This is a genomic window from Rhabdobacter roseus, from assembly GCF_014202275.1.
Classification (GTDB): Bacteria; Bacteroidota; Bacteroidia; order Cytophagales; family Spirosomataceae; genus Rhabdobacter; species Rhabdobacter roseus.
This window is the reverse complement of the sequence record NZ_JACHGF010000002.1, coordinates 327,188-345,602: the sequence shown is the minus strand read 5'-3', so window position 1 is coordinate 345,602 and position 18,415 is coordinate 327,188. Positions and strand designations below refer to the sequence as shown.

Genomic DNA, 18,415 nt, shown 5'->3' with positions numbered 1-18,415 from the left:
AATGTTTTCCAGTTAGTTTGCCAACCACCACGTATCCATTCCCACAGCCGGGCTTCCGATTGCGTCATTTCGACTGGAATTGGCCCAGGTACCTTTGGGTGGTACTTTTTCCCGAAAGTACCCTAAACTATTTGAATAAACACCCGTTTAAGTATCCTATGGAAAAGATAGAAAAAATACAGCAGGCCTACCGAGACCACGTGCTCGCCAACGGGGCCGAACCTCCTTCAGTGTTCATTTTTATGAAAAAATTAAAAATGAGCGAAGCCGAATTCTATGATTATTACACTAATTTCGAGTCCATCGAACAGGATGCCTGGTTGAGGTACTTCGAGCAGGCGCTGGGTGCCGTCGAGGCAGAAGAAGTATACCAGCAGTACTCTGTGCGCGAGAAGCTACTGGCCTTTTACTACACCTGGGTCGAGATCCTGAAAAAGGACCGTAGCTTTGTGGTTTATAGCTACAAGCGCCTGCCGTCTACTTCCCAGCGCCTGCCCATGACCAGGCCGGTAGGGCATTTGGCGGCTTTCAAAACCGCTTTTTACAATTTTGCCACCGAGCTCATGCTGGAAGGCCGGGAGAGTAAGGAGGTGGTGATCCGCCCGGTACTTTCGGACCGCTACGTGGACGGGCTGTGGGCGCAGTGCCTGTACTTGCTGGATTTTTGGGTCAAAGACACCAGTCGGGGCTTTGAAAGTACCGACACGGCCATTGAGAAAACCGTCAACACCAGCTTTGACCTGCTAGGGCCGTCGGTCGTAGACTCCGTGCTGGACCTGGCCAAATTTATGTATCAGAACCGTATGCCATGAAAGAGCAAGCATCAATTCCTACCTCCAAAGTAGCCCGCGCCACGCGCTTTGTAAAAACGGGGGTGAAAATTGGAGGAAACTACCTGAAATACAACGTAAAAAAGATGGTTGACCCTTCGTTAACCAAAGAAGAACTCCACCAGGACAACGCCACCGATATTTACGACTCGCTGAGCGAGCTCAAGGGCTCGGCTCTGAAAGTAGCTCAGATGCTCAGTATGGACCGGAACATCCTGCCGCGCGCCTACGTGGATCGGTTTCAGATGTCGCAGTACTCGGCACCGCCGCTTTCGGGGCCGCTGGTGGTGAAGACCTTTCGAAAGTACCTGGGCCAAACACCCACGGAACTTTATGATGAATTCGAGATGAAAGCCGCCAATGCGGCTTCCATTGGGCAGGTACACGTGGCGCACAAAGACGGTAAAAAGCTGGCCGTGAAAATCCAGTACCCCGGCGTGGCCGACAGCATCAGCTCCGACCTACGCATGGTACGTCCCATGGCCGTGCGGCTTTTTAGTCTGAATGAGCAGGACCTGGATCGCTACATGGGCGAGGTAGAATCCAAGCTGCTGGAAGAAACCAACTACGAACTGGAGCTACGGCGCTCGCAGGAAATCTCGCAGGCCTGCGCGCACATTCCCCGGCTGGTATTTCCCAACTACTACCCCGAGCTGTCGGCGAGCCGCATTCTGACCATGGACTGGCTGGAGGGCCAGCACCTGAAAGATTTTCTGAAGGAGAATCCATCACAGACCGTACGCGACCAGATTGGGCAGGCGCTCTGGGATTTTTATGATTTTCAGGTACATAGCCTGCGGCAGGTTCACGCCGACCCGCACCCCGGCAATTTCCTGATGCGGCCGGATGGTACCTTGGGCGTCATTGATTTTGGCTGCGTGAAGGTCATTCCCGACGATTTCTACGATAGCTACTTTGCCCTCATTAATCCTGATACGCTCGACGACGAGGTACTTACGAACCAGATTTTCCTGGAATTGGAATTTATTGTGGCCGAGGATAACGCGCGCGACAAGCAGCTCTTCACGGAGCTCTTCAAAGAGATGACCCGGCTGCTGGGCAAACCCTTTGCCGCCGATGCATTTGACTTTGGTGATGAAACGTACTTCGACTCGGTCTATGCTTTTGCCGATGAGTTGGCCAAAGTAGAGGCCCTGAAAAACTCTAAAGTAGCGCGGGGGTCTCAGCACGGGCTGTACGTCAACCGCACCTACTTTGGCCTCTACTCGATCCTGAACGAACTGAAAGCCCGGGTGGTGACGCACAAGCCCGCGTGGCTGCGGAGCCAGAAGGTACTTGGCTAGGGGTACTTAGTTGAGCTGATAAATGCGGGCAATTTCTTCCGAAATACTCCGGTCGAAGGCCGCCTGGGTACTGATGTTGAGCCCGTGGTTGGTTTCTCTGTCGTATTTTTTCTGTTCCCGGTCCATTTCCCGGTACGCTTCCAAAAACTCATACTGGATCTGGCTGTCGTAATCCTCGACGGTCAGATCCATTTTTTTGAGGCGCTCCTTGAAACGTTCCGCCACCAGGCGCGTGATGTCGAAGTGAAGCTGCTCGTGCCGCAGCGTGTAGCTGTTTCGCTGGCTGGGTAGGCCCCAGGACAAGCTCCGTACCATGTATACCTTCACGCGTACCTCAGCCTCCAGGTACTTGCCGTTCACCCGGGAGTTCCCCTCGTAGGCCAGGCTGGTAAAAACTGCCGCACCGTAGCGGCTGGCCGGCCGGTCGCTGCTGCCCCGGAAGTCGTTCCAGGTAAGGGGGCGCTGCGGATGATAAAAAACGGTATCCAACTTATCGGCGTGTTCTACGTCCCGAATGACCAGCTTTACACCCCGAACCAGCAGCGGGTGCCGACCCTCGTTGACTTTCATCCAGGTATCAAAATGCGTGAGGGCCGCGCTGAGCATCCGGCGCACCAGTAGCTCGTGATCGTAGGGCGTTTCGGGCCGGGTGTAAGCGGTGTTGGCCTGGTAGGTCGTGAGCTGGAGGTCGGTTCCCTGCCGGTTCCAGCCAAAAATCACGGAGATAGAAAGTTTTCCTTCGACCCGGTTAGGGCCAATTCGTTTCTCGTTCAGCCGGAGCTCGTCCAGCGTAATCACCAGCGGAATGGATTCCTCGCGGCGATGCGGCGTGGAGTTGGACCAAAATTCGTACAAGCTGCGCTCCATCGACGAAGAAAATGCAACGGGGCGGGGGCGGGTGTATTCAATCAGCTCACCGAAAGCCCGGGGGCGGGAAGTACGTTTATCCAACACGTCCAGTACGTAGTACAAGCGGCTGGACGGCAAGCTGATTTTGTCTTTTTGTAGTGAAAGCAGGAGCGGCTCCTGAGCCCAAGCCGAAAGGGTAGGCAGTAGCAGCACCAGCAGCCAACCAATTTTCAGCAAGTTTGGGGTAAACCTTGGAATCAACGCCATGCTTTTTCTAATTTGCAAATTCTTTACATAAACGCCGGTAATGAGCAAAACCATATTGAATCCCCGCCCCAATTTTGACGATATATTCATGGAGCTGGCCAAGAATCTGGCGCGCCGGTCGCACTGTCTTAAGGCGCAGGTGGGAGCCGTACTGGCCAAAGATACCCGTATTATTTCCATTGGCTACAACGGCCCCCCCGCCGGTACGCACAATTGCGACGAGGAATTTCCCGAGACGGGCTGCCCGCGCGACGCTAAAGGGAGCTGCTCGCTGGCGCTTCACGCCGAGCAAAACGCCATCTTGTACGCCGTCAAGAACGGATCCAACATCGAAGGTTCTACCTTATACATTACGCTGGCCCCCTGCATTGCCTGCGCGCGGGTGATTTATACCATGAAAATTCAAAAGGTACTTTACCTGGATTCGTACGCCGCCTATAAAGGAATCGGCGTGGAGGAAGGAGTAGAATTTTTAAGAAGATTTGGCGTGGAGGTGGAGCAATACGGAGCGGGTACCGGGGTTGTTTTATAAAGTACCTTTGGGGGGTACTTTATAAAACAAAACGATCCGGGCCAAGCGGGTACTTTTTAGTGGTCAACACCGCCCTGGCCGTGTACGTGGCCGTGATCCAGCTCCTCGGGCGTGGCATCCCGCACGGAAAGTACCCGGCCTTCGAAGTGCATGGCTTTGCCGGCCAAGGGATGGTTGAAGTCCATCACCACCACGTCGTCCTTTACTTCCACGACCTGGCCCTGGAGGCGCTCACCTTCTTCGTTGGTCATCGGGATCATGTTTCCGATTTCGAGCAGCTCGGCCTGATCCACGTCATCTACCTGAAAAATGTCTTTGGGGAGCTCCACCACCGCTTCGGGGTCAAATTCTCCGTAGCCACCTTCCGGGTCAATGGTGAAGTCAAAAGTATCGCCCGCCGACAGGCCGTCCAGCTCTACTTCAAAGCCATCGGGTAGTCCGCTGTGCCCAAATATAAACGCCATCGGTTCCGAATCGTTAACGGTTTCTACCAGATCCATCTCGCCGTCCTGATCCGGGATGCTGAGATTATAAGCCAACACAACTACCTTATTTTTTTCTATTTTCATTTGCTTGTTTGGTTAGAATAATGGTTTTTATTGGTAAATCTATGCTAGGTTTGCTGAGACTACGCTTACGCAAACCTACGTTTATTTTGTAAAAATCTCCCTTTCGATGAATTTTTTAGCCCATTTGCTCCTGTCCGGAACCAACGAGGAGATCATCCTGGGGAATTTCGTGGCCGACTTTATTAAAGGACGCCTGACCGACGAAAAGACCCGGTCCTGGCATCCGGACTTCCTGCTGGGGGTACGTTTGCACCGGTTTATCGACTCGTACACCGATGCGCATCCGGTGGTAAGGGATATGAAGCGCCGCATTGCAGTGCAGCATGGGAAAACTGCCGGCGTGGCGGGGGATATCTATTTTGACCATTTTTTAGCGCTGGATTTTAACCACTATAATCAGGTACCGTTTTCTATATTTGTCGATACAATGTATGCGCTCATCCAACAAAAAAACAGTGCCATCCCGCAGGCGATGCGTCCCATGGCGCAGGCTATGATCCAGTACGACTGGCTGCGCGGCTATCGGAGCATCGACGGCATCCGGCGTTCGCTGGACGGGCTGTCGCGGCGCTTTGCTTTCATGCAGGACCTCCGGGGCGCCGAAAAAGAATTGCTGACCCATTTTGATTACTACCATACAGCCTTTAAGCTTTTTTTTCCGGAGCTGATGCAAGCCTCGGCCTTGTTTATTCTTCAGCACCAAGATCACCACACCCGGTAAAGTTAGTTCTATTCAAAGTACCCCCCGACTTATGGCCACTACGCCCGAATCCGTTCTGAAAGAAATTCGCAGCAAGCAGTTTAAGCCCGTTTATTTCCTGTACGGCGACGAACCCTACTACCTGGATACGCTGTCCGAGGAGCTGGAAAATAGGGTAGTCCCCGAATCCGAAAAAGACTTCAACCAGTTTGTGCTTTATGGGAAAGATACCGACGTAGCGGGGGTACTTAGCTACGCCCGCAGGTACCCCTTCATGGCTGAGCGCCAGCTGGTGCTGGTCAAAGAAGCACAACGGCTGGGCGGAATCGATCAAAAAGACCACCAGGCCCGGCTGGAAGACTACGTTCTGAATCCGCTGAGCAGTACGGTACTGGTCTTTTGCTTTCATGCCAAAGCCGACGAGCGCAAAACGTTCGTGAAGGCCTTTAACCAACACGGCGTGGTGGTTCAATCCAAAAAGTTGTATGATAACAAACTACCCGAGTGGGTAGGAAACTACTGCCGGGCGGAAGGCGTGAAGATTAGCCCTAAGGCCATCCAGATGCTGGTAGATAACATCGGTAACGACCTCAAGCGCTTGACGAACGAGATCCAGAAAGTAATGGTGAACCTGCGTGTGGGCGATGGCATCGACGCCGACCTGGTGGAGCGCTACGTGGGTATTAGCAAAGAGTACAATGTGTTTGAGTTTCAGAAAGCCCTCATCCAGCGCGATGTTCTGAAGGCCAATCAGATTGCCGCTCACTTTGCCGCCAATCCCAAGGATAATCCCCTGGCCCCGATGCTGATCATTCTCTACGGCTTTTTTAGCAAGGTACTGATTACCCACGCCACCGCCGACCGTTCCGAGCGCGGCCTGGCCAGCGCGTTGGGCGTTAATCCGTACTTTGTCAAAGACTATACGCTCGCGGCCCGTCATTATCCCATGGCCAAAGCGGCCCGGATCATTCATTACCTACGCCACTGCGACAGCCAGCTGAAGGGCGTGGAAGGGGGCGCTACCAGCGAAGGAGAACTTTTGAAAGAGCTGGTTTTTAAGATGCTGCATTAGGAAGGCCACCCAGGTACCTTTTGTTCGAGTTTTAGCTAGGTTGTACCAAAAAAAGAAAGGGCCCGAAAAAGGCCCTTTCTGCGTAGCGGAGACGAGAATCGAACTCGTGACCTCAGGGTTATGAATCCTGCGCTCTAACCATCTGAGCTACCCCGCCGCGTCTTATTTTTTGGCAAAACTAGGCTAAAAAAAAATATGCCGCAACATATTTTGTATATTTCGCTGCGGTCGTTTAAATTACAAGAATCCTACTCCTGCAAAATGGCCCCGCAGGATTTTCTTTAGCTTAGGGGCCATAGACTGAGTAATTATTTGATAGTAAGGGCCTTTTTTACTTTTTGTGTTTTGGATTTTTCGAATCTTTTAACCCATTGCCAACTATGGATAAATTCAAATTTATTGCTGAATTCGAGCTGCGTTCCTCGCCCAAGGTACTTTTCCCTTACATAAGTACCGCTTCCGGGCTTGAACAGTGGTTTGCCGAGAAGGTAATGATTCTGCCCGACCAACGGTTTGATTTCCAGTGGGATGGCGAAAGCCACCTGGCCCGCCAGACGGCACATCGGCTCAATAAGGCCGTTCGGTATGAATTTGAGAACGGAGCCGGTGAGGATGGCAACACCAGCTACGTAGAAATGAAACTGGAAGTAAGTGACCTGACGCAATCTACCTACCTGCGCGTCGTTGACTATTCGGATAATAAAGACGAGCAAGAACTATCTTCCCTCTGGAATGGGTTTATTGATAGTTTAAAAGAAATAGTAGGTAGTTGATGAAAAAGCTTGACAAGCTGGTAATTCAGTCCTTTTGGGGGCCTTTTGTGGTTACCCTCTCGGTGGTAGTATTCATTTTCCTGATGCGGATCATGATTTTCTACATCGACGATTTTGTGTCCAAAGATTTGGGCTTATCGGAGTACTCCCGCCTTTTTTTCTATTTTTCATTAAGTACCATTCCCATCGCCCTTCCGCTGGCCATGCTGCTGTCGTCCCTGATGGCCTTTGGCAACCTGGGCGAATTTTTTGAGCTCACCGCCATCAAGAGTGCCGGTATTTCGGTGGTCAGGGCCATGCGGCCGCTGTTTATTATTGCCGTGTTTGTGAGCGTTTTTTCGTTTTTTTTCAACGACCGCGTGGTGCCCTGGGCCAACCTGAAAGGCTATAGCTTGCTTTATGACATCAAAACGACCAAAGCTACGCTCAAAATAAAGGAGGGAATCTTTTATAATGATTTGCCGGGCTATAGCATTAAGGTAGATAAAAAACTTCCCGACGGCAGGACCATGAAGGGAATGGTCATTTATAAGCACGACAGCCGTTCGTATGAGCGCGGCAATACGCAGATCATTCTGGCCGATTCGGGGCGCATTTATTCCATTCATGACAATACCTACCTGGTCATTGAGCTTTTCGACGGAAGCAACTACCAGGAGATGGTGGAGGGATTTGATAACCGGCAGCCGGTTTATCCGGCGGCTTCGGGGAATTCAGCTCTGAGTGCCAAGTTTGTACGGAATGAGTTTCAGAACTATAAGCTCGTCGAGAGTCTGGAGTCGTTTGGGATGAAAAGTACGGACGAGGAGCAGTTTAAGTACCACGAATTCATGAAGAACATCGACGCCCTCAACCAGGCGGCGGATTCCATACGAAAAGACGTGGACCAGGCGCAAAAAAACCTCATTCCTAACAGCCAGCAATACTATTCCTATACATTTAAGTCCGAAGCGGACTACGGAAACCGCCTGACGCCGGGCAAGTGGGTGGATTCCTTACTGCGGCGGCCGGTTGTGGACAGCGTACGAAAAGAAATCATTACCAACGCCCTTAGCTCGGCCAACAGCGTGGCCAGCTTCGCCACCACCAACAAGGAGTACCTATCCAACAAAAACAAGGAACGCAGCCGCTACGAACTCCAAAAGCAGCACAAATATACCGAGGCGCTCTCCTGCCTGATCATGTTTTTGATCGGGGCACCCCTGGGGGCCATTATCAAAAAAGGGGGCTTTGGCGTGCCTGTGCTGGTATCCATTGTGTTCTTTATTCTGATGTACGTCCTGACGATCCAGGGAGATAAGTTTGTCAAGGAAGGGCTGGTGGGCGTTCTATTTGGTGCCTGGCTGGCCAATGGCGTGCTATTTATGGCGGGGATGTACTTCATTGATCGGGCCCGCAACGACTCCCGGCTGTTTGAGAAAGATAGCTATCAGGTCTTTATAAAGAAGATGAGAGATAGAATCCAGGCTCGTCGACAATCCAAAAAGGCTCAATCGTTGATGGCGGAAGAAATGGAGATTTGACTTTAAAATATCAAAAATAAGTCGTACTTTTGCGGCTGTTTTATTTTTTATTACTTATTTAACCATATCTGTTGTTACAATTATGTATTTAACTACGGACAAGAAAAAAGAGATCTTTGAAAGCAAAGGTCACAAGAAGGAAGCAGGGGACACCGGTTCTCCCGAATCACAGATCGCCCTGTTTACGTATCGGATCAACTACTTGACCGAGCACCTTAAAATCCACAAGAAGGATAACGATACTCGTTTGGGACTTCTGAAAATGGTAGGAAAGCGCCGGAGACTGTTGGATTACCTTTACAAAAAGGACATCAACCGCTACCGTTCTATCATCGCCGAGTTGAATCTTCGTAAGTAATTATCGCTTCATCAGGGAATTTGCTCATGCAAGTTCCCTGATTTTTGTTTGAATTTCTTCCAAATTTTCTGTCATGCCTGTTATTAAAAACTTTTAATAACATTTTCTTCCTGTACATAGATATATATAGTAGGTCGCTTCCTTTTAATGCTAGCCTCCTTAGAAAAGAGTTTCTATTTAAAGCGGTTTATAAAGCGGTTAATCATTCAACAATCCAACATTTATGCTCTTTAACGTCGTAACAAAGACAATCACCCTGCCCGACGGCAGAACCATTACTATTGAAACCGGAAAATTAGCCAAGCAAGCCAACGGCTCCGTCGTAGTACGAATGGGTGACACGATGCTGCTAGCCACGGTGGTAGCTAACAAAGAAATAAGAGAAGGAATCGATTTCCTCCCCCTATCGGTCGATTATCAGGAAAAATTTGCTTCGGCGGGTCGTATCCCGGGAAGCTTTCAGCGCCGGGAAGGACGTCTGTCTGACCACGAAATCCTGGTTTGCCGCCTGGTTGACCGGGCCATTCGTCCGTTATTTCCGGAAGATTATCACGCCGAGATCCAGATTAATATTTTCCTTATATCAGCCGATGCCGAAGCCCTTCCCGATGCCCTGGCGGCTCTGGCGGCCAACGCGGCCTTGCTTGTATCCGATATTCCGTTCAACGGCCCCGTGTCTGAAGTACGGGTAGCTAAAGTAGACGGTCAGTACATCGTCAATCCGGGGGCCAGTGAGCAGGCCCGGGCTACGCTGGACGTCATGGTGGGAGCCACCTACCAGGATATTACCATGGTAGAAGGCGAAATGGCCGAGGTATCGGAAGAAGAAATCATCGAAGCCCTGAAAGTAGGCCACGAAGCGATCCGGCTCCAATGCACCGCCATGAAGGAGCTCGAAGCGGAAGTAGGTAAGACCGTAAAGCGGGAGTACCCCGGCGATGTACAGGACCCCGTGCTCGAAGCCAGGGTACGTGACTTCTGCTACGATCGTATCTATACCGTAGCGCAACTGGGCTCGGCCAACAAAACCTTAAGAAAGGAAGGATTCAAGGCCGTCTACGAAGAGTTCATAGCCACATTTACCGAAGAGGAGCTGGCCGTCGTGAACATGTCCCTGGTTAAGCGCTATTTTCATGACCTGGAGTGGGAAGCTTCTCGGCGCCTGGTGCTGGACGAACGTCGTCGCCTGGACGGACGTAAACTCGACGAAATTAGAGCCATTGCCAGTGAAGTCGATTTTCTGCCCGGTGCGCACGGCTCGGCCCTGTTCACCCGTGGCGAAACGCAGTCGCTCACTACCGTAACGCTGGGTACCAAAATGGACGAGCAGATTGTTGATACGGCCATGAACTACGGCTATAGCAAGTTAATGCTCCACTACAACTTTCCGGGCTTCTCGACCGGGGAAGTAAAACCCAACCGCGGTCCCGGCCGCCGCGAGGTGGGCCACGGCAACCTGGCCCTTCGGGCGTTGCGTGGGGTACTTCCCAAGGGAGAGGATAACCCCTATACCATCCGGATCGTTTCGGATATTCTCGAGTCAAACGGTTCGTCCTCCATGGCGACAGTCTGTGCCGCGTCTCTGGCACTGATGGATTCGGGCCTCAAAGTGAAAGCTCCCGTATCCGGCATCGCCATGGGGCTGATCTCCGACGCCAAGACGGGAAAATACGCCATTTTGTCGGATATTCTGGGCGATGAAGATCACCTGGGTGATATGGATTTTAAAGTTACCGGTACGGAGAAGGGTATCACGGCCTGCCAAATGGATATTAAGGTAGACGGCCTTTCATTTGATGTACTAACCGAGGCTTTGCAACAAGCCAAAGCCGGGCGTTTGCACATCCTAAACGAAATGACCAAAGCCATCAGTGAGCCGCGGCCTGATTTGAAACCGCATACACCTCGGGCAGTCGTTATCAAAATTGATCGGGAGATGATTGGAGCGGTCATTGGACCCGGTGGTAAGGTAGTTCAGGACATTCAGAAGGAGTCCGGCGCGACGGTATCCATTGAAGAGCGCGATAACGCCGGTTTTGTGAGCATCTTCTCGGCTAACAAAGAGGCGATGGACAAGGCGGTTTCCCGCATTCGGGGCATCGTGACGGTACCCGAAATTGGCGAAGAGTACAACGGGAAAGTGAAAACAATCATGCCGTTTGGGGCTTTTGTTGAATTCTTGCCCGGAAAAGACGGGTTATTGCATATTTCTGAGATTAAGTGGGAACGACTCGAGGCTATGGAAGGCGTACTGGAAGTAGGAGAAGAAGTACGTGTGAAGTTGATAGACGTGGACAAAAAGACCGGAAAGTACCGTTTGTCCCGGAAAATATTACTTCCAAAACCGGAGAATAAAAAATCCTGATAAATATTATTTTTCTTATTAGAAATGATTTGAGCAGGGATTGCGTTATACACTTAATAAATAACACTTGAAAGTAAATGAGACAGCTAAAGATCAGTAAGCAGATTACCAACCGCGAAAGCCAATCACTGGATAAGTATCTACAGGAAATTGGTAAGGTGGATTTGTTGACGCCGGATGAGGAAGTGACGTTGGCTCAAAAAATTCGCGAGGGAGATCAGCTTTCACTGGAACGTCTTACCAAAGCGAACCTCCGGTTCGTGGTTTCGGTCGCCAAGCAGTACCAAAACCAGGGTTTGTCGTTAGGTGACTTGATCAACGAAGGGAATTTAGGATTGATTAAAGCAGCGCAACGTTTTGATGAAACCCGCGGTTTCAAGTTCATTTCTTACGCTGTGTGGTGGATTCGCCAGTCAATCCTGCAAGCCCTGGCCGAACAATCTCGGATTGTGCGCTTACCGCTAAACCGCGTTGGCTCACTCAATAAAATATCGAAGACCTTCTCTGAACTAGAGCAACGCTTCGAGCGGGAGCCTTCTCCCGAGGAGCTGGCTGAGGTACTGGAAATATCTTCTTCCGAGGTAGTTGATACCATGAAAATCTCCGGTCGCCACGTATCTATGGACGCGCCTTTTGTGCAGGGTGAAGAAAATAGCCTGCTGGATGTATTGGAAAATGATTTGGAGGATAAGCCCGACTCCGGTCTGGTGAACGAGTCGTTGCGCAAAGAAGTACAACGGGCGCTATGTACCCTCACCCAGCGCGAGGCGGACGTAATAGCCCTCTACTTCGGACTGAACGGTGAGCACGCCATGACCCTCGAAGAAATTGGCGAGAAATTCAACCTCACCCGAGAGCGCGTACGCCAAATCAAAGAAAAAGCCATCCGTCGACTGCGCCACGCTTCCCGGAGCAAAGCACTAAAAACATACTTAGGATAAATTAGTTTATAGCAGTAGCCGCAAAGAGGCCTCTTCCCTGGAGAGGCTTTTTTGTTGCCGCTTGAATTCGCTTTTATGGCCATTTTACAACCCCTGGTGGATCTAGCCGAGCTGTGTGCCCTGCACGGCCTTCGGCACGTGGTCCTGTCGCCCGGCTCCCGCTCTGCTGCCCTCACGCTGGCCTTTACCCGAAACGGACGCTTTGCGTGCCGGGTCGTGATGGACGAGCGGGCCGCTGGCTTTGTGGCGCTGGGCATGGCGCAGCAGCTGGGGGTACCTGTGGTGTTGGTGTGTACGTCCGGGAGTGCCGCCTACAATTACGCCCCGGCCGTCGTAGAAGCTTTTTTTCAGCAGATCCCGCTGCTCGTGCTGACGGCCGATCGGCCTAAAGAATGGATTCACCAGCTGGACGGACAGACTATCTACCAAACCGAGCTGTACGGTAAGCACGTTAAGCGTTCCTACGACCTACCCGCCGACTACCAGCACGAAGACGCGCCCTGGTTTATCAACCGCTCGGTCAACGAGGCTATCCTGACCAGCCTGGCGCAACCCCCTGGCCCGGTGCACATCAACGTGCCCATCCGGGAGCCCTTCTATCCAAACCCCGGAGAGGAAATGGTACCTACACCGGGGCTAAGGTACATCCAGCAGGTACCGGCCGTCGCCACACTGGCTCCGGAGCAGTGGCATCCGCTGCTGGATGCGTGGGACGCCAGCGAACGAATTCTCATAGCCGGGGGGCAGCAAGCCCGGAATGACCAGCTGCAAGAGGTACTTGCGCGAATTGCGGAAGAATGGCGGGTACCTGTACTGGGCGATGTCATCAGTAACCTCGGGAGCGGGGAGGGGCTTATTACGCACCACGATCTTTTTTTAGGTACTTCGGAAGGAGCTGCCCTCCGGCCCGACCTGCTGGTTACCTTTGGGAAGTCCTTTCTATCGAAAAGTTTGAAGCAATTTCTGCGCAAGTACCCTCCGCTTCGGCACTGGCACATTGGTGAGGAGAACCATTTGATCGACACGTTTCAAACCCTCACGACTCAGGTACCCGTTTCGCCGGCTTATTTTTGGCCTAAGCTTTACGAAGATATTGACTACCAGAAATTTGTGCAACATACAGACACGGAGGTTGACGAAAACTACCTAGCCCATTGGCAAGCTCTGGAGCGGAAATCGAGGCGCTTGCTACGGGAGTATTTGCAAAATCTAACAGTGATCAGCGAGCTACAGGTGTTAGAAAAGGTACTTGAGAGCTTACCGGCGCGGTGTCAGCTGCACCTGGCCAACAGTATGCCGGTGCGCTACGTCAACATGTTAGGACTCACGCACCCGTCATGCGAAGTATTCGCGAACCGCGGCACGAGCGGAATCGACGGCTGCGTAAGTACCGCCCTGGGGGCCGCTGCGGTCAACCAGGTACCTACCTACCTGCTCGTGGGAGATGTAGCTTTTCTATACGACCGGAACGGGCTTTTGATGCGGCCGCTGCCGGACCAGTTTAAAATTTTAGTACTCAATAATGGGGGTGGGAATATCTTCCGAATGATTGACGGACCCGCCGCGCAGCCGGAGTTGGAGGAGTATTTCGAAACCCGCCACGCCTATACCGCCCAAAGTACCGCCCTGGAAAGTGGGATGGGGTACCGGGCAGTGACCGCAATGGAGCAGCTCCCCGACGCACTAGACGAATTTCACCAGGCCAGGCGAAGCTTCGTGCTCGAGATTTTCACGGACCCGGAAACCAATGCCCAGGTACTTAAAGGCTTAAAGATTTACCTGAAAACCAACCACTGAGCATTTCTTTTTCAAGCACGGCAGGTACTTTCTACCGCTGGCAAAGCGCGGCGTACTGTTGCTTCGCCAGGGGGTCGTCCAGTAAAGTACCTTTTTGCCAGATGCCGCAGGCCCGGTCTAGCTGCCCCTGGCTTTGGTAGGCGCGTCCGGCCCAGCCGTAGAGTTCTTCCACCGGCTGGGCTAGCTTCATGGCCTGGTCAAACTGGGCAATGGCTTCGGCGAGCTTACCGCTTTGCAGGTAGTAGATCCCCAGGTTGCGCAGGGCATAGCCGTTTTCGGGCTGGAGGGAAAGCGAGCGGCTCACAAGCCGGAAAGCTTCTTCGGCCTTCCCCGTGCGGAGTAAGGCGTATCCTTTGTTATTCAGGGCCAGCGGGTCGGCCGGGTTCAGGGCCAGCGCTTGCTCAAAGTACCCCAGGGCTTTGGCCCAGTTTTCCCGTCGGCTTTCGAGCAGGCCCATGTTGTTGAGCGCCTGCGGCTGGTTGGGGGCAATCTGTAAAGCCTTTAAAAAATCGGCCTCGGCGTTGGTGTACGCTTTTTGCTCGAAATAGAGTGCCCCGCGATTGACCAGCGCTTCTTCAAAGGCCGGGCGAAGACGTAGGGCCCGGTCGTAGTCGGAGAGTGCTTCGGCGGCGTTACTTTTTGCCACCATCAAGTTGCCGTGGATGAGAAAGTACTGAGCCGAATCGCGGTAGGCTTGGGTTATTTTAGCCAGGTCGCTGGTCGCCGTTTCGGTGTCACCCAGGCGGAGGGCCGCTTCGGCCCGGGTCAGGTAAGCGGGGCCGGAGGCATCGTCTCCTTCACGCTCTATGGCTACAGAAAGTACCTCGTACGCGGCTTGGGTCCGGTCGAGTTCCAGGAGAGCAATGCCTTTGTTGAGGTAGGCATCCGTCAGATCCGGGTACTTGGCAATGGCTTCGTCGTAGAGACGAATGGCTTCCTCATAATTTCGCTGGCTAAGCTGAATGTTTCCCCGAAGAAAAAAATTAGAGGCATCTTCCTGATCAACGGAAGTACAACCGGCAAAAAAAAGCGTAAAAAACAGCAGTACCCCCAAATGAAGCTGGATCGGATTCATAGCCTTTAGATGAATTGTTTACTTTTGCAAAAAACATACGGACATGAGGTACCTGAAAGACATTCCCAACCCGACCTACAAAATTAGCGTATATCAGTGGAACGGGAAGTATATAATTAAATTTGAAGCGGGCGGTCGGTACGAACAAACCTACAAAGTGGATGAAACCGACCTGACCAGCGCCGACGAGCTGGACCAACTCGTGGATGAGCCTTTTTTGCAGGAAGTGACAGAGCGCTTCGGTGCCATGCACCGTTCGTTGACGGATAGCCTTCGTCGCCACGAAATCTTGTACTAGGCCGACCTCACTGCGGGCTCAAAGTACCCCAAATCGTTAAATAAAATGGCTTCTATACGGTTTTTTAACACCATTCGTTTAGTACCTATACCCGTCTTACTCATACCCCTAAACATACCTATGTTCCTTAAACGTAGCCTTATCGCGCTTATACTATGCCTGGGAGGCGGCTGCTGCGCGGTCAATGCCCAGAGTACCCTTTCTTACACGGCCCCCGAAGCCCACTACCGAAACGGACTGGAATATTTTGAGAAATCGAATTTTGTAGCCGCCCGGCAGGAGTTTGCCGAGTATCTTAAGCGGCAGGACAAGCTGCTCAATACCAGTGATTACAACAGCGTAACGGCCGAGTACTACATTGCGGTGACGGGCTTGTACCTGAACTACCCCGAGGCCGAAGTACAGGTAGATCGTTTTGTCCGTAACCACGCTGAGCACCCCAAGGCTCAGCTTATTTTTAGTGATTTGGGGAGGTATTACTACGAAGCCGGGGAATACGACAAGGCGATTGGGTACCTGGAGAAATCGGTCCAGGCGACGAGTAACGTGAGCAAAAAGCAGGAGAGCGTGTACCGGCTGGCGATGTCGTACTACAACACCCAGCGGTTCAAAGAAGCACTGCCGTTATTTAACCAAATCAAAGAAGACAACGCCTTTGAGAACGCCGGAGACGCTGCCTACTACGCCGGGGTGATCAGCTACCGGGCTGGCAACTACCAGGAAGCCTACCAGGATTTCCTTTTGATCGAGAATCATGCCTACTACAAAAACGAGGTACCCAACTGGATTGTGTCCTCGCTGTACCAATTAAAAAAATACGACGAGCTCTTGCAGTACGGCGAACGTACTTTGAACACCCAGCGGGGCAACACCAAGCTCGACGACGTGGCCCTGTACGTAGCAGAAGTGTATTACGAAAAAGGTGACTACAAAGGTGCTGTAACGGCCTACGAGCGCTACAAACGACTGAATCGGGGTACTTTGCCCCCCACCGTAGCCCTGCACTACGGCCACGCTCAGTTTCGGTCCGAGAATTATGCCGGGGCCGTGGAAGCCATGAAGGGCATCGCTACGGGCAAGGACTCGGTGGCCCAGTACGCCGCCTACCTGGTGGGGATCAGCTACCTTCAGCAGAGCAACCCGGCCTACGCCCGCACTGCCTTTGAGAATGCCGCGCGTCTGACGTTTAACCCGGTGGTTCAAGAAGAGGCCGCTTTTAACCACGCCAAAGTACAGCTGGAGCTGGGCAGCAACAACGAAGCCATCAAGGAATTCAATGATTTTTTGGCCAAGTACCCCAGCAGCAGGCACGAAGAAGAAACCACCCAGCTAATCGCCGAGGCCTACTCCGGAGCCAGCAACAACGCCGGGGCCATTACCTACATTGAAGGCCTCCGGAAGCGGAGTCCGGCCATCAACGCGACCTACCAGCGCCTGACGTATAACCAGGGCGTCGTGGACTTCAACCAGGAGCGCTACCAGCAGGCCATTGTTAACTTCGACAAATCGTTGAAGTACCCTATCGACGAAGAAATATTTGTGGCTTCCAACTACCTCAAGGGCGATGCTTTCTCAGCCCTGAATCGTTACGATGACGCCATCCCGATTTACAATCAACTTACAAAAAATCCAAAGGCCGGTATTTACGGCCGTAAAAGTCTCTACGCGCTGGGCTACGCCTACTACAATCAGAAGAACTACGCTCGGGCGCAGGGGTACTTCAAAGACTTTGTGAAAAACCTGGAGGGAATAGAAAGCCAGGTGATTGAAGACGCGCACGTGCGTTTGGCCGATACCTACATGGCTGGCAAAAGCTACTCCGAAGCCATCCGTACCTACGACGAAGTATCGGCCAAGGGAAAGGTAGACAAAGACTACGCCTTGCTGCAAAAAGGACGCGCCTACGTATACATGAGCCGGGAGCAGGAGGCCAAGCGCCAATTTGAGCTGCTCATCAGCCAGTTTCCCAATTCACGCTACGTCGAGGACGCTCTGTTCCAAATTGCCGACCTCGACTTTCAAAACAAAGCTTACCAGCAGGCGGTACGTTCGTTTACGCGCCTGATCAACGAAAGGCCCAAAAGCCCCGTGATTCCGGCTGCGCTGCTGCGGCGGGGGCAAGCCTACTACAACATTGGGGTACACGAGCAGGCCATCGTGGACTTCCGCCGCATCCTGACTGACTATTCGTCTTCCCCTTCGGCGGGTAGTGCGCTGGAAGGAATCCAGGAAAGTTTCAACGCCGTGGGGCGCCCCGAAGAGTTTACCCAGATCCTGGCGATTGTCCGTAAGAACAACCCCGGGAATACCAAGCTGGAAGAAGTAGAGTTTGACAACGCCCGCAACCTTTTCTACGCCGAGCGCTACGACAAGGCCCGCGAGGCCTTCCAGGCTTTTTTGAAAAGCTATCCGGGCAGCAATTCGATCTACGATGCCAAGTACTTCATTGGCGCTTCCTACGAAAAAACGGATGATATTCAGCAAGCGCTGCAATACTACACCATGGTAGTGCAAGACAACCGGTCGTCTTTTGTGGCGTCAGCAGCGCAGAAATCCGCCGAACTACAGATTGCCCGCGGCAACTACCGCGATGCCGTCGGTAATTTCCGGGTACTTTTACGCAACGCGGAAAATAAAAAAGAGCAAACCATTGCCTGGATCGGCCTCATGGACACCTATTTTACGTTAAAGAGCTACGATTCAACCCTGCACTACGCCCGCGAGGTCGTGAACGTGGGGAATATCGTACCGGGTGGCGTGGGAAAAGCCCAGCTGTATTTTGGTAAAGTACCCTACGAGCGGGGCGATTATGCCAAAGCGACCGAGGAGTTCAAGAAAGTAGCGGCGACCTCGAAGGATGCCGTGGGGGCCGAGTCAAAGTACTGGCTCAGCATGATTCTGTATAAGGATAAAAAGTACCAGGAAGCCGAAAAGGTGATCTTTGAGCTGAGCAAGGAATTTGAGGGCGAAGACTACTGGCGGGTTCGGTCGTTCATCCTGCTCGCGGACGTGTACATGGGCATGAACGAAGTGGCGCAGGCCAAAGCAACGCTGAGCTCGATCATCGAAAATTCCGACGATCAGGAAGCGGTAGGCCTGGCGAAAACCAAGCTGGCCGAGATCGACCGAAAATAGCGCTTCGCGCCCCCCGTTTTACCTACC

At 52.3% G+C, this 18,415-nt stretch carries 16 protein-coding genes and 1 tRNA gene; 13 read left to right on the top strand and 4 right to left on the bottom strand.

The window, feature by feature from the left end:
- The first annotated feature begins 158 nt into the window (after positions 1-158).
- Together HNQ92_RS06445 and HNQ92_RS06440 are read left to right on the top strand one after the other, a co-directional pair.
- Positions 159-812 carry a TetR family transcriptional regulator C-terminal domain-containing protein gene (locus tag HNQ92_RS06445; RefSeq protein ID WP_184172363.1) on the top strand — a complete coding sequence of 218 codons (654 nt, stop codon included), beginning with the start codon at positions 159-161 and terminating at the stop codon, positions 810-812.
- Positions 809-2,134: an ABC1 kinase family protein gene (locus HNQ92_RS06440; protein WP_184172361.1), complete on the top strand. Its 1,326-nt coding sequence runs from the start codon at positions 809-811 to the stop codon at positions 2,132-2,134. Before HNQ92_RS06445 ends, HNQ92_RS06440 begins: the two co-directional genes overlap by 4 nt.
- A gap of 6 nt (positions 2,135-2,140) precedes the next feature.
- Here the strand turns inward: HNQ92_RS06440 and HNQ92_RS06435 are convergent, their stop codons facing one another.
- Entirely contained in the window at positions 2,141-3,220 is a 1,080-nt protein-coding gene (locus HNQ92_RS06435) for a DUF922 domain-containing protein (RefSeq protein WP_184172359.1), read from the bottom strand.
- Positions 3,221-3,290: 70 nt separating this feature from the next.
- Here HNQ92_RS06435 and HNQ92_RS06430 point away from each other — a divergent pair, with 70 nt between their 5' ends.
- On the top strand, positions 3,291-3,782 hold the full coding sequence (locus tag HNQ92_RS06430) for a deoxycytidylate deaminase (RefSeq protein WP_184172357.1): 492 nt from the start codon (positions 3,291-3,293) through the stop codon (positions 3,780-3,782).
- 56 nt (positions 3,783-3,838) lie between these two features.
- Here the strand turns inward: HNQ92_RS06430 and HNQ92_RS06425 are convergent, their stop codons facing one another.
- Positions 3,839-4,351, bottom strand: coding sequence for an FKBP-type peptidyl-prolyl cis-trans isomerase (locus HNQ92_RS06425; RefSeq protein ID WP_184172355.1), 513 nt, complete (start codon positions 4,349-4,351; stop codon positions 3,839-3,841).
- 106 nt (positions 4,352-4,457) lie between these two features.
- On the opposite strand from HNQ92_RS06425, the gene HNQ92_RS06420 reads away from it, so the two are divergent.
- Positions 4,458-5,072: an acyl carrier protein phosphodiesterase gene (locus HNQ92_RS06420; protein WP_184172353.1), complete on the top strand. Its 615-nt coding sequence runs from the start codon at positions 4,458-4,460 to the stop codon at positions 5,070-5,072.
- Between the two features lie 31 nt (positions 5,073-5,103).
- Entirely contained in the window at positions 5,104-6,123 is a 1,020-nt protein-coding gene (gene holA / locus HNQ92_RS06415; RefSeq protein ID WP_184172351.1) for a DNA polymerase III subunit delta, read from the top strand.
- Positions 6,124-6,206: 83 nt separating this feature from the next.
- Here the strand turns inward: holA and HNQ92_RS06410 are convergent.
- Positions 6,207-6,280, bottom strand: a tRNA-Met gene (locus HNQ92_RS06410).
- A 223-nt stretch (positions 6,281-6,503) separates the two neighbouring features.
- On the opposite strand from HNQ92_RS06410, the gene HNQ92_RS06405 reads away from it, so the two are divergent.
- The 6 genes from HNQ92_RS06405 to menD all read left to right on the top strand — a co-directional run bounded on the left by HNQ92_RS06405 (position 6,504) and on the right by menD (position 13,880).
- Positions 6,504-6,896 (top strand): START-like domain-containing protein, encoded by a 393-nt coding sequence (locus tag HNQ92_RS06405; RefSeq protein WP_184172349.1) that lies wholly within the window; start codon positions 6,504-6,506, stop codon positions 6,894-6,896.
- Positions 6,896-8,419, top strand: a complete 1,524-nt coding sequence (locus HNQ92_RS06400; RefSeq protein WP_184172347.1) for an LptF/LptG family permease — start codon at positions 6,896-6,898, stop codon at positions 8,417-8,419. Before HNQ92_RS06405 ends, HNQ92_RS06400 begins: the two co-directional genes overlap by 1 nt.
- Positions 8,420-8,501: 82 nt before the next feature.
- Positions 8,502-8,777, top strand: a complete 276-nt coding sequence (gene rpsO, locus HNQ92_RS06395) for a 30S ribosomal protein S15 (protein WP_184172345.1) — start codon at positions 8,502-8,504, stop codon at positions 8,775-8,777.
- 223 nt (positions 8,778-9,000) lie between these two features.
- Positions 9,001-11,142 carry a polyribonucleotide nucleotidyltransferase gene (pnp, locus tag HNQ92_RS06390; protein ID WP_184172343.1) on the top strand — a complete coding sequence of 714 codons (2,142 nt, stop codon included), beginning with the start codon at positions 9,001-9,003 and terminating at the stop codon, positions 11,140-11,142.
- A gap of 77 nt (positions 11,143-11,219) precedes the next feature.
- Entirely contained in the window at positions 11,220-12,083 is an 864-nt protein-coding gene (locus tag HNQ92_RS06385) for a sigma-70 family RNA polymerase sigma factor (RefSeq protein ID WP_184172341.1), read from the top strand.
- Positions 12,084-12,158: 75 nt separating this feature from the next.
- The gene (menD, locus tag HNQ92_RS06380) at positions 12,159-13,880 is read left to right on the top strand and encodes a 2-succinyl-5-enolpyruvyl-6-hydroxy-3-cyclohexene-1-carboxylic-acid synthase (RefSeq protein ID WP_184172339.1); all 1,722 of its coding nucleotides are present in this window, start codon (positions 12,159-12,161) and stop codon (positions 13,878-13,880) included.
- Between the two features lie 31 nt (positions 13,881-13,911).
- Here the strand turns inward: menD and HNQ92_RS06375 are convergent, their stop codons facing one another.
- Positions 13,912-14,955, bottom strand: coding sequence for a tetratricopeptide repeat protein (locus HNQ92_RS06375; protein WP_184172337.1), 1,044 nt, complete (start codon positions 14,953-14,955; stop codon positions 13,912-13,914).
- Positions 14,956-14,998: 43 nt separating this feature from the next.
- On the opposite strand from HNQ92_RS06375, the gene HNQ92_RS06370 reads away from it, so the two are divergent.
- Positions 14,999-15,253 (top strand): hypothetical protein, encoded by a 255-nt coding sequence (locus HNQ92_RS06370; RefSeq protein WP_184172336.1) that lies wholly within the window; start codon positions 14,999-15,001, stop codon positions 15,251-15,253.
- Between the two features lie 120 nt (positions 15,254-15,373).
- Positions 15,374-18,388 (top strand): tetratricopeptide repeat protein, encoded by a 3,015-nt coding sequence (locus HNQ92_RS06365; protein ID WP_184172334.1) that lies wholly within the window; start codon positions 15,374-15,376, stop codon positions 18,386-18,388.
- The last annotated feature ends 27 nt before the right edge of the window (positions 18,389-18,415 follow it).

Excerpts from the sequence above, each read along its gene's own strand:
- HNQ92_RS06425 (WP_184172355.1), bottom strand. The coding sequence starts at position 4,351 with ATGAAAATAGAAAAAAATAAGGTAGTTGTGTTGGCTTATAATCTCAGC.
- HNQ92_RS06400 (WP_184172347.1), top strand. The coding sequence starts at position 6,896 with ATGAAAAAGCTTGACAAGCTGGTAATTCAGTCCTTTTGGGGGCCTTTT.
- HNQ92_RS06375 (WP_184172337.1), bottom strand. The coding sequence starts at position 14,955 with ATGAATCCGATCCAGCTTCATTTGGGGGTACTGCTGTTTTTTACGCTT.
- HNQ92_RS06365 (WP_184172334.1), top strand. The coding sequence starts at position 15,374 with ATGTTCCTTAAACGTAGCCTTATCGCGCTTATACTATGCCTGGGAGGC.
- pnp (WP_184172343.1), top strand. The coding sequence starts at position 9,001 with ATGCTCTTTAACGTCGTAACAAAGACAATCACCCTGCCCGACGGCAGA.
- HNQ92_RS06445 (WP_184172363.1), top strand. The coding sequence starts at position 159 with ATGGAAAAGATAGAAAAAATACAGCAGGCCTACCGAGACCACGTGCTC.
- HNQ92_RS06385 (WP_184172341.1), top strand. The coding sequence starts at position 11,220 with ATGAGACAGCTAAAGATCAGTAAGCAGATTACCAACCGCGAAAGCCAA.
- holA (WP_184172351.1), top strand. The coding sequence starts at position 5,104 with ATGGCCACTACGCCCGAATCCGTTCTGAAAGAAATTCGCAGCAAGCAG.
- menD (WP_184172339.1), top strand. The coding sequence starts at position 12,159 with ATGGCCATTTTACAACCCCTGGTGGATCTAGCCGAGCTGTGTGCCCTG.
- HNQ92_RS06405 (WP_184172349.1), top strand. The coding sequence starts at position 6,504 with ATGGATAAATTCAAATTTATTGCTGAATTCGAGCTGCGTTCCTCGCCC.
- HNQ92_RS06440 (WP_184172361.1), top strand. The coding sequence starts at position 809 with ATGAAAGAGCAAGCATCAATTCCTACCTCCAAAGTAGCCCGCGCCACG.
- HNQ92_RS06430 (WP_184172357.1), top strand. The coding sequence starts at position 3,291 with ATGAGCAAAACCATATTGAATCCCCGCCCCAATTTTGACGATATATTC.
- HNQ92_RS06370 (WP_184172336.1), top strand. The coding sequence starts at position 14,999 with ATGAGGTACCTGAAAGACATTCCCAACCCGACCTACAAAATTAGCGTA.
- HNQ92_RS06420 (WP_184172353.1), top strand. The coding sequence starts at position 4,458 with ATGAATTTTTTAGCCCATTTGCTCCTGTCCGGAACCAACGAGGAGATC.
- rpsO (WP_184172345.1), top strand. The coding sequence starts at position 8,502 with ATGTATTTAACTACGGACAAGAAAAAAGAGATCTTTGAAAGCAAAGGT.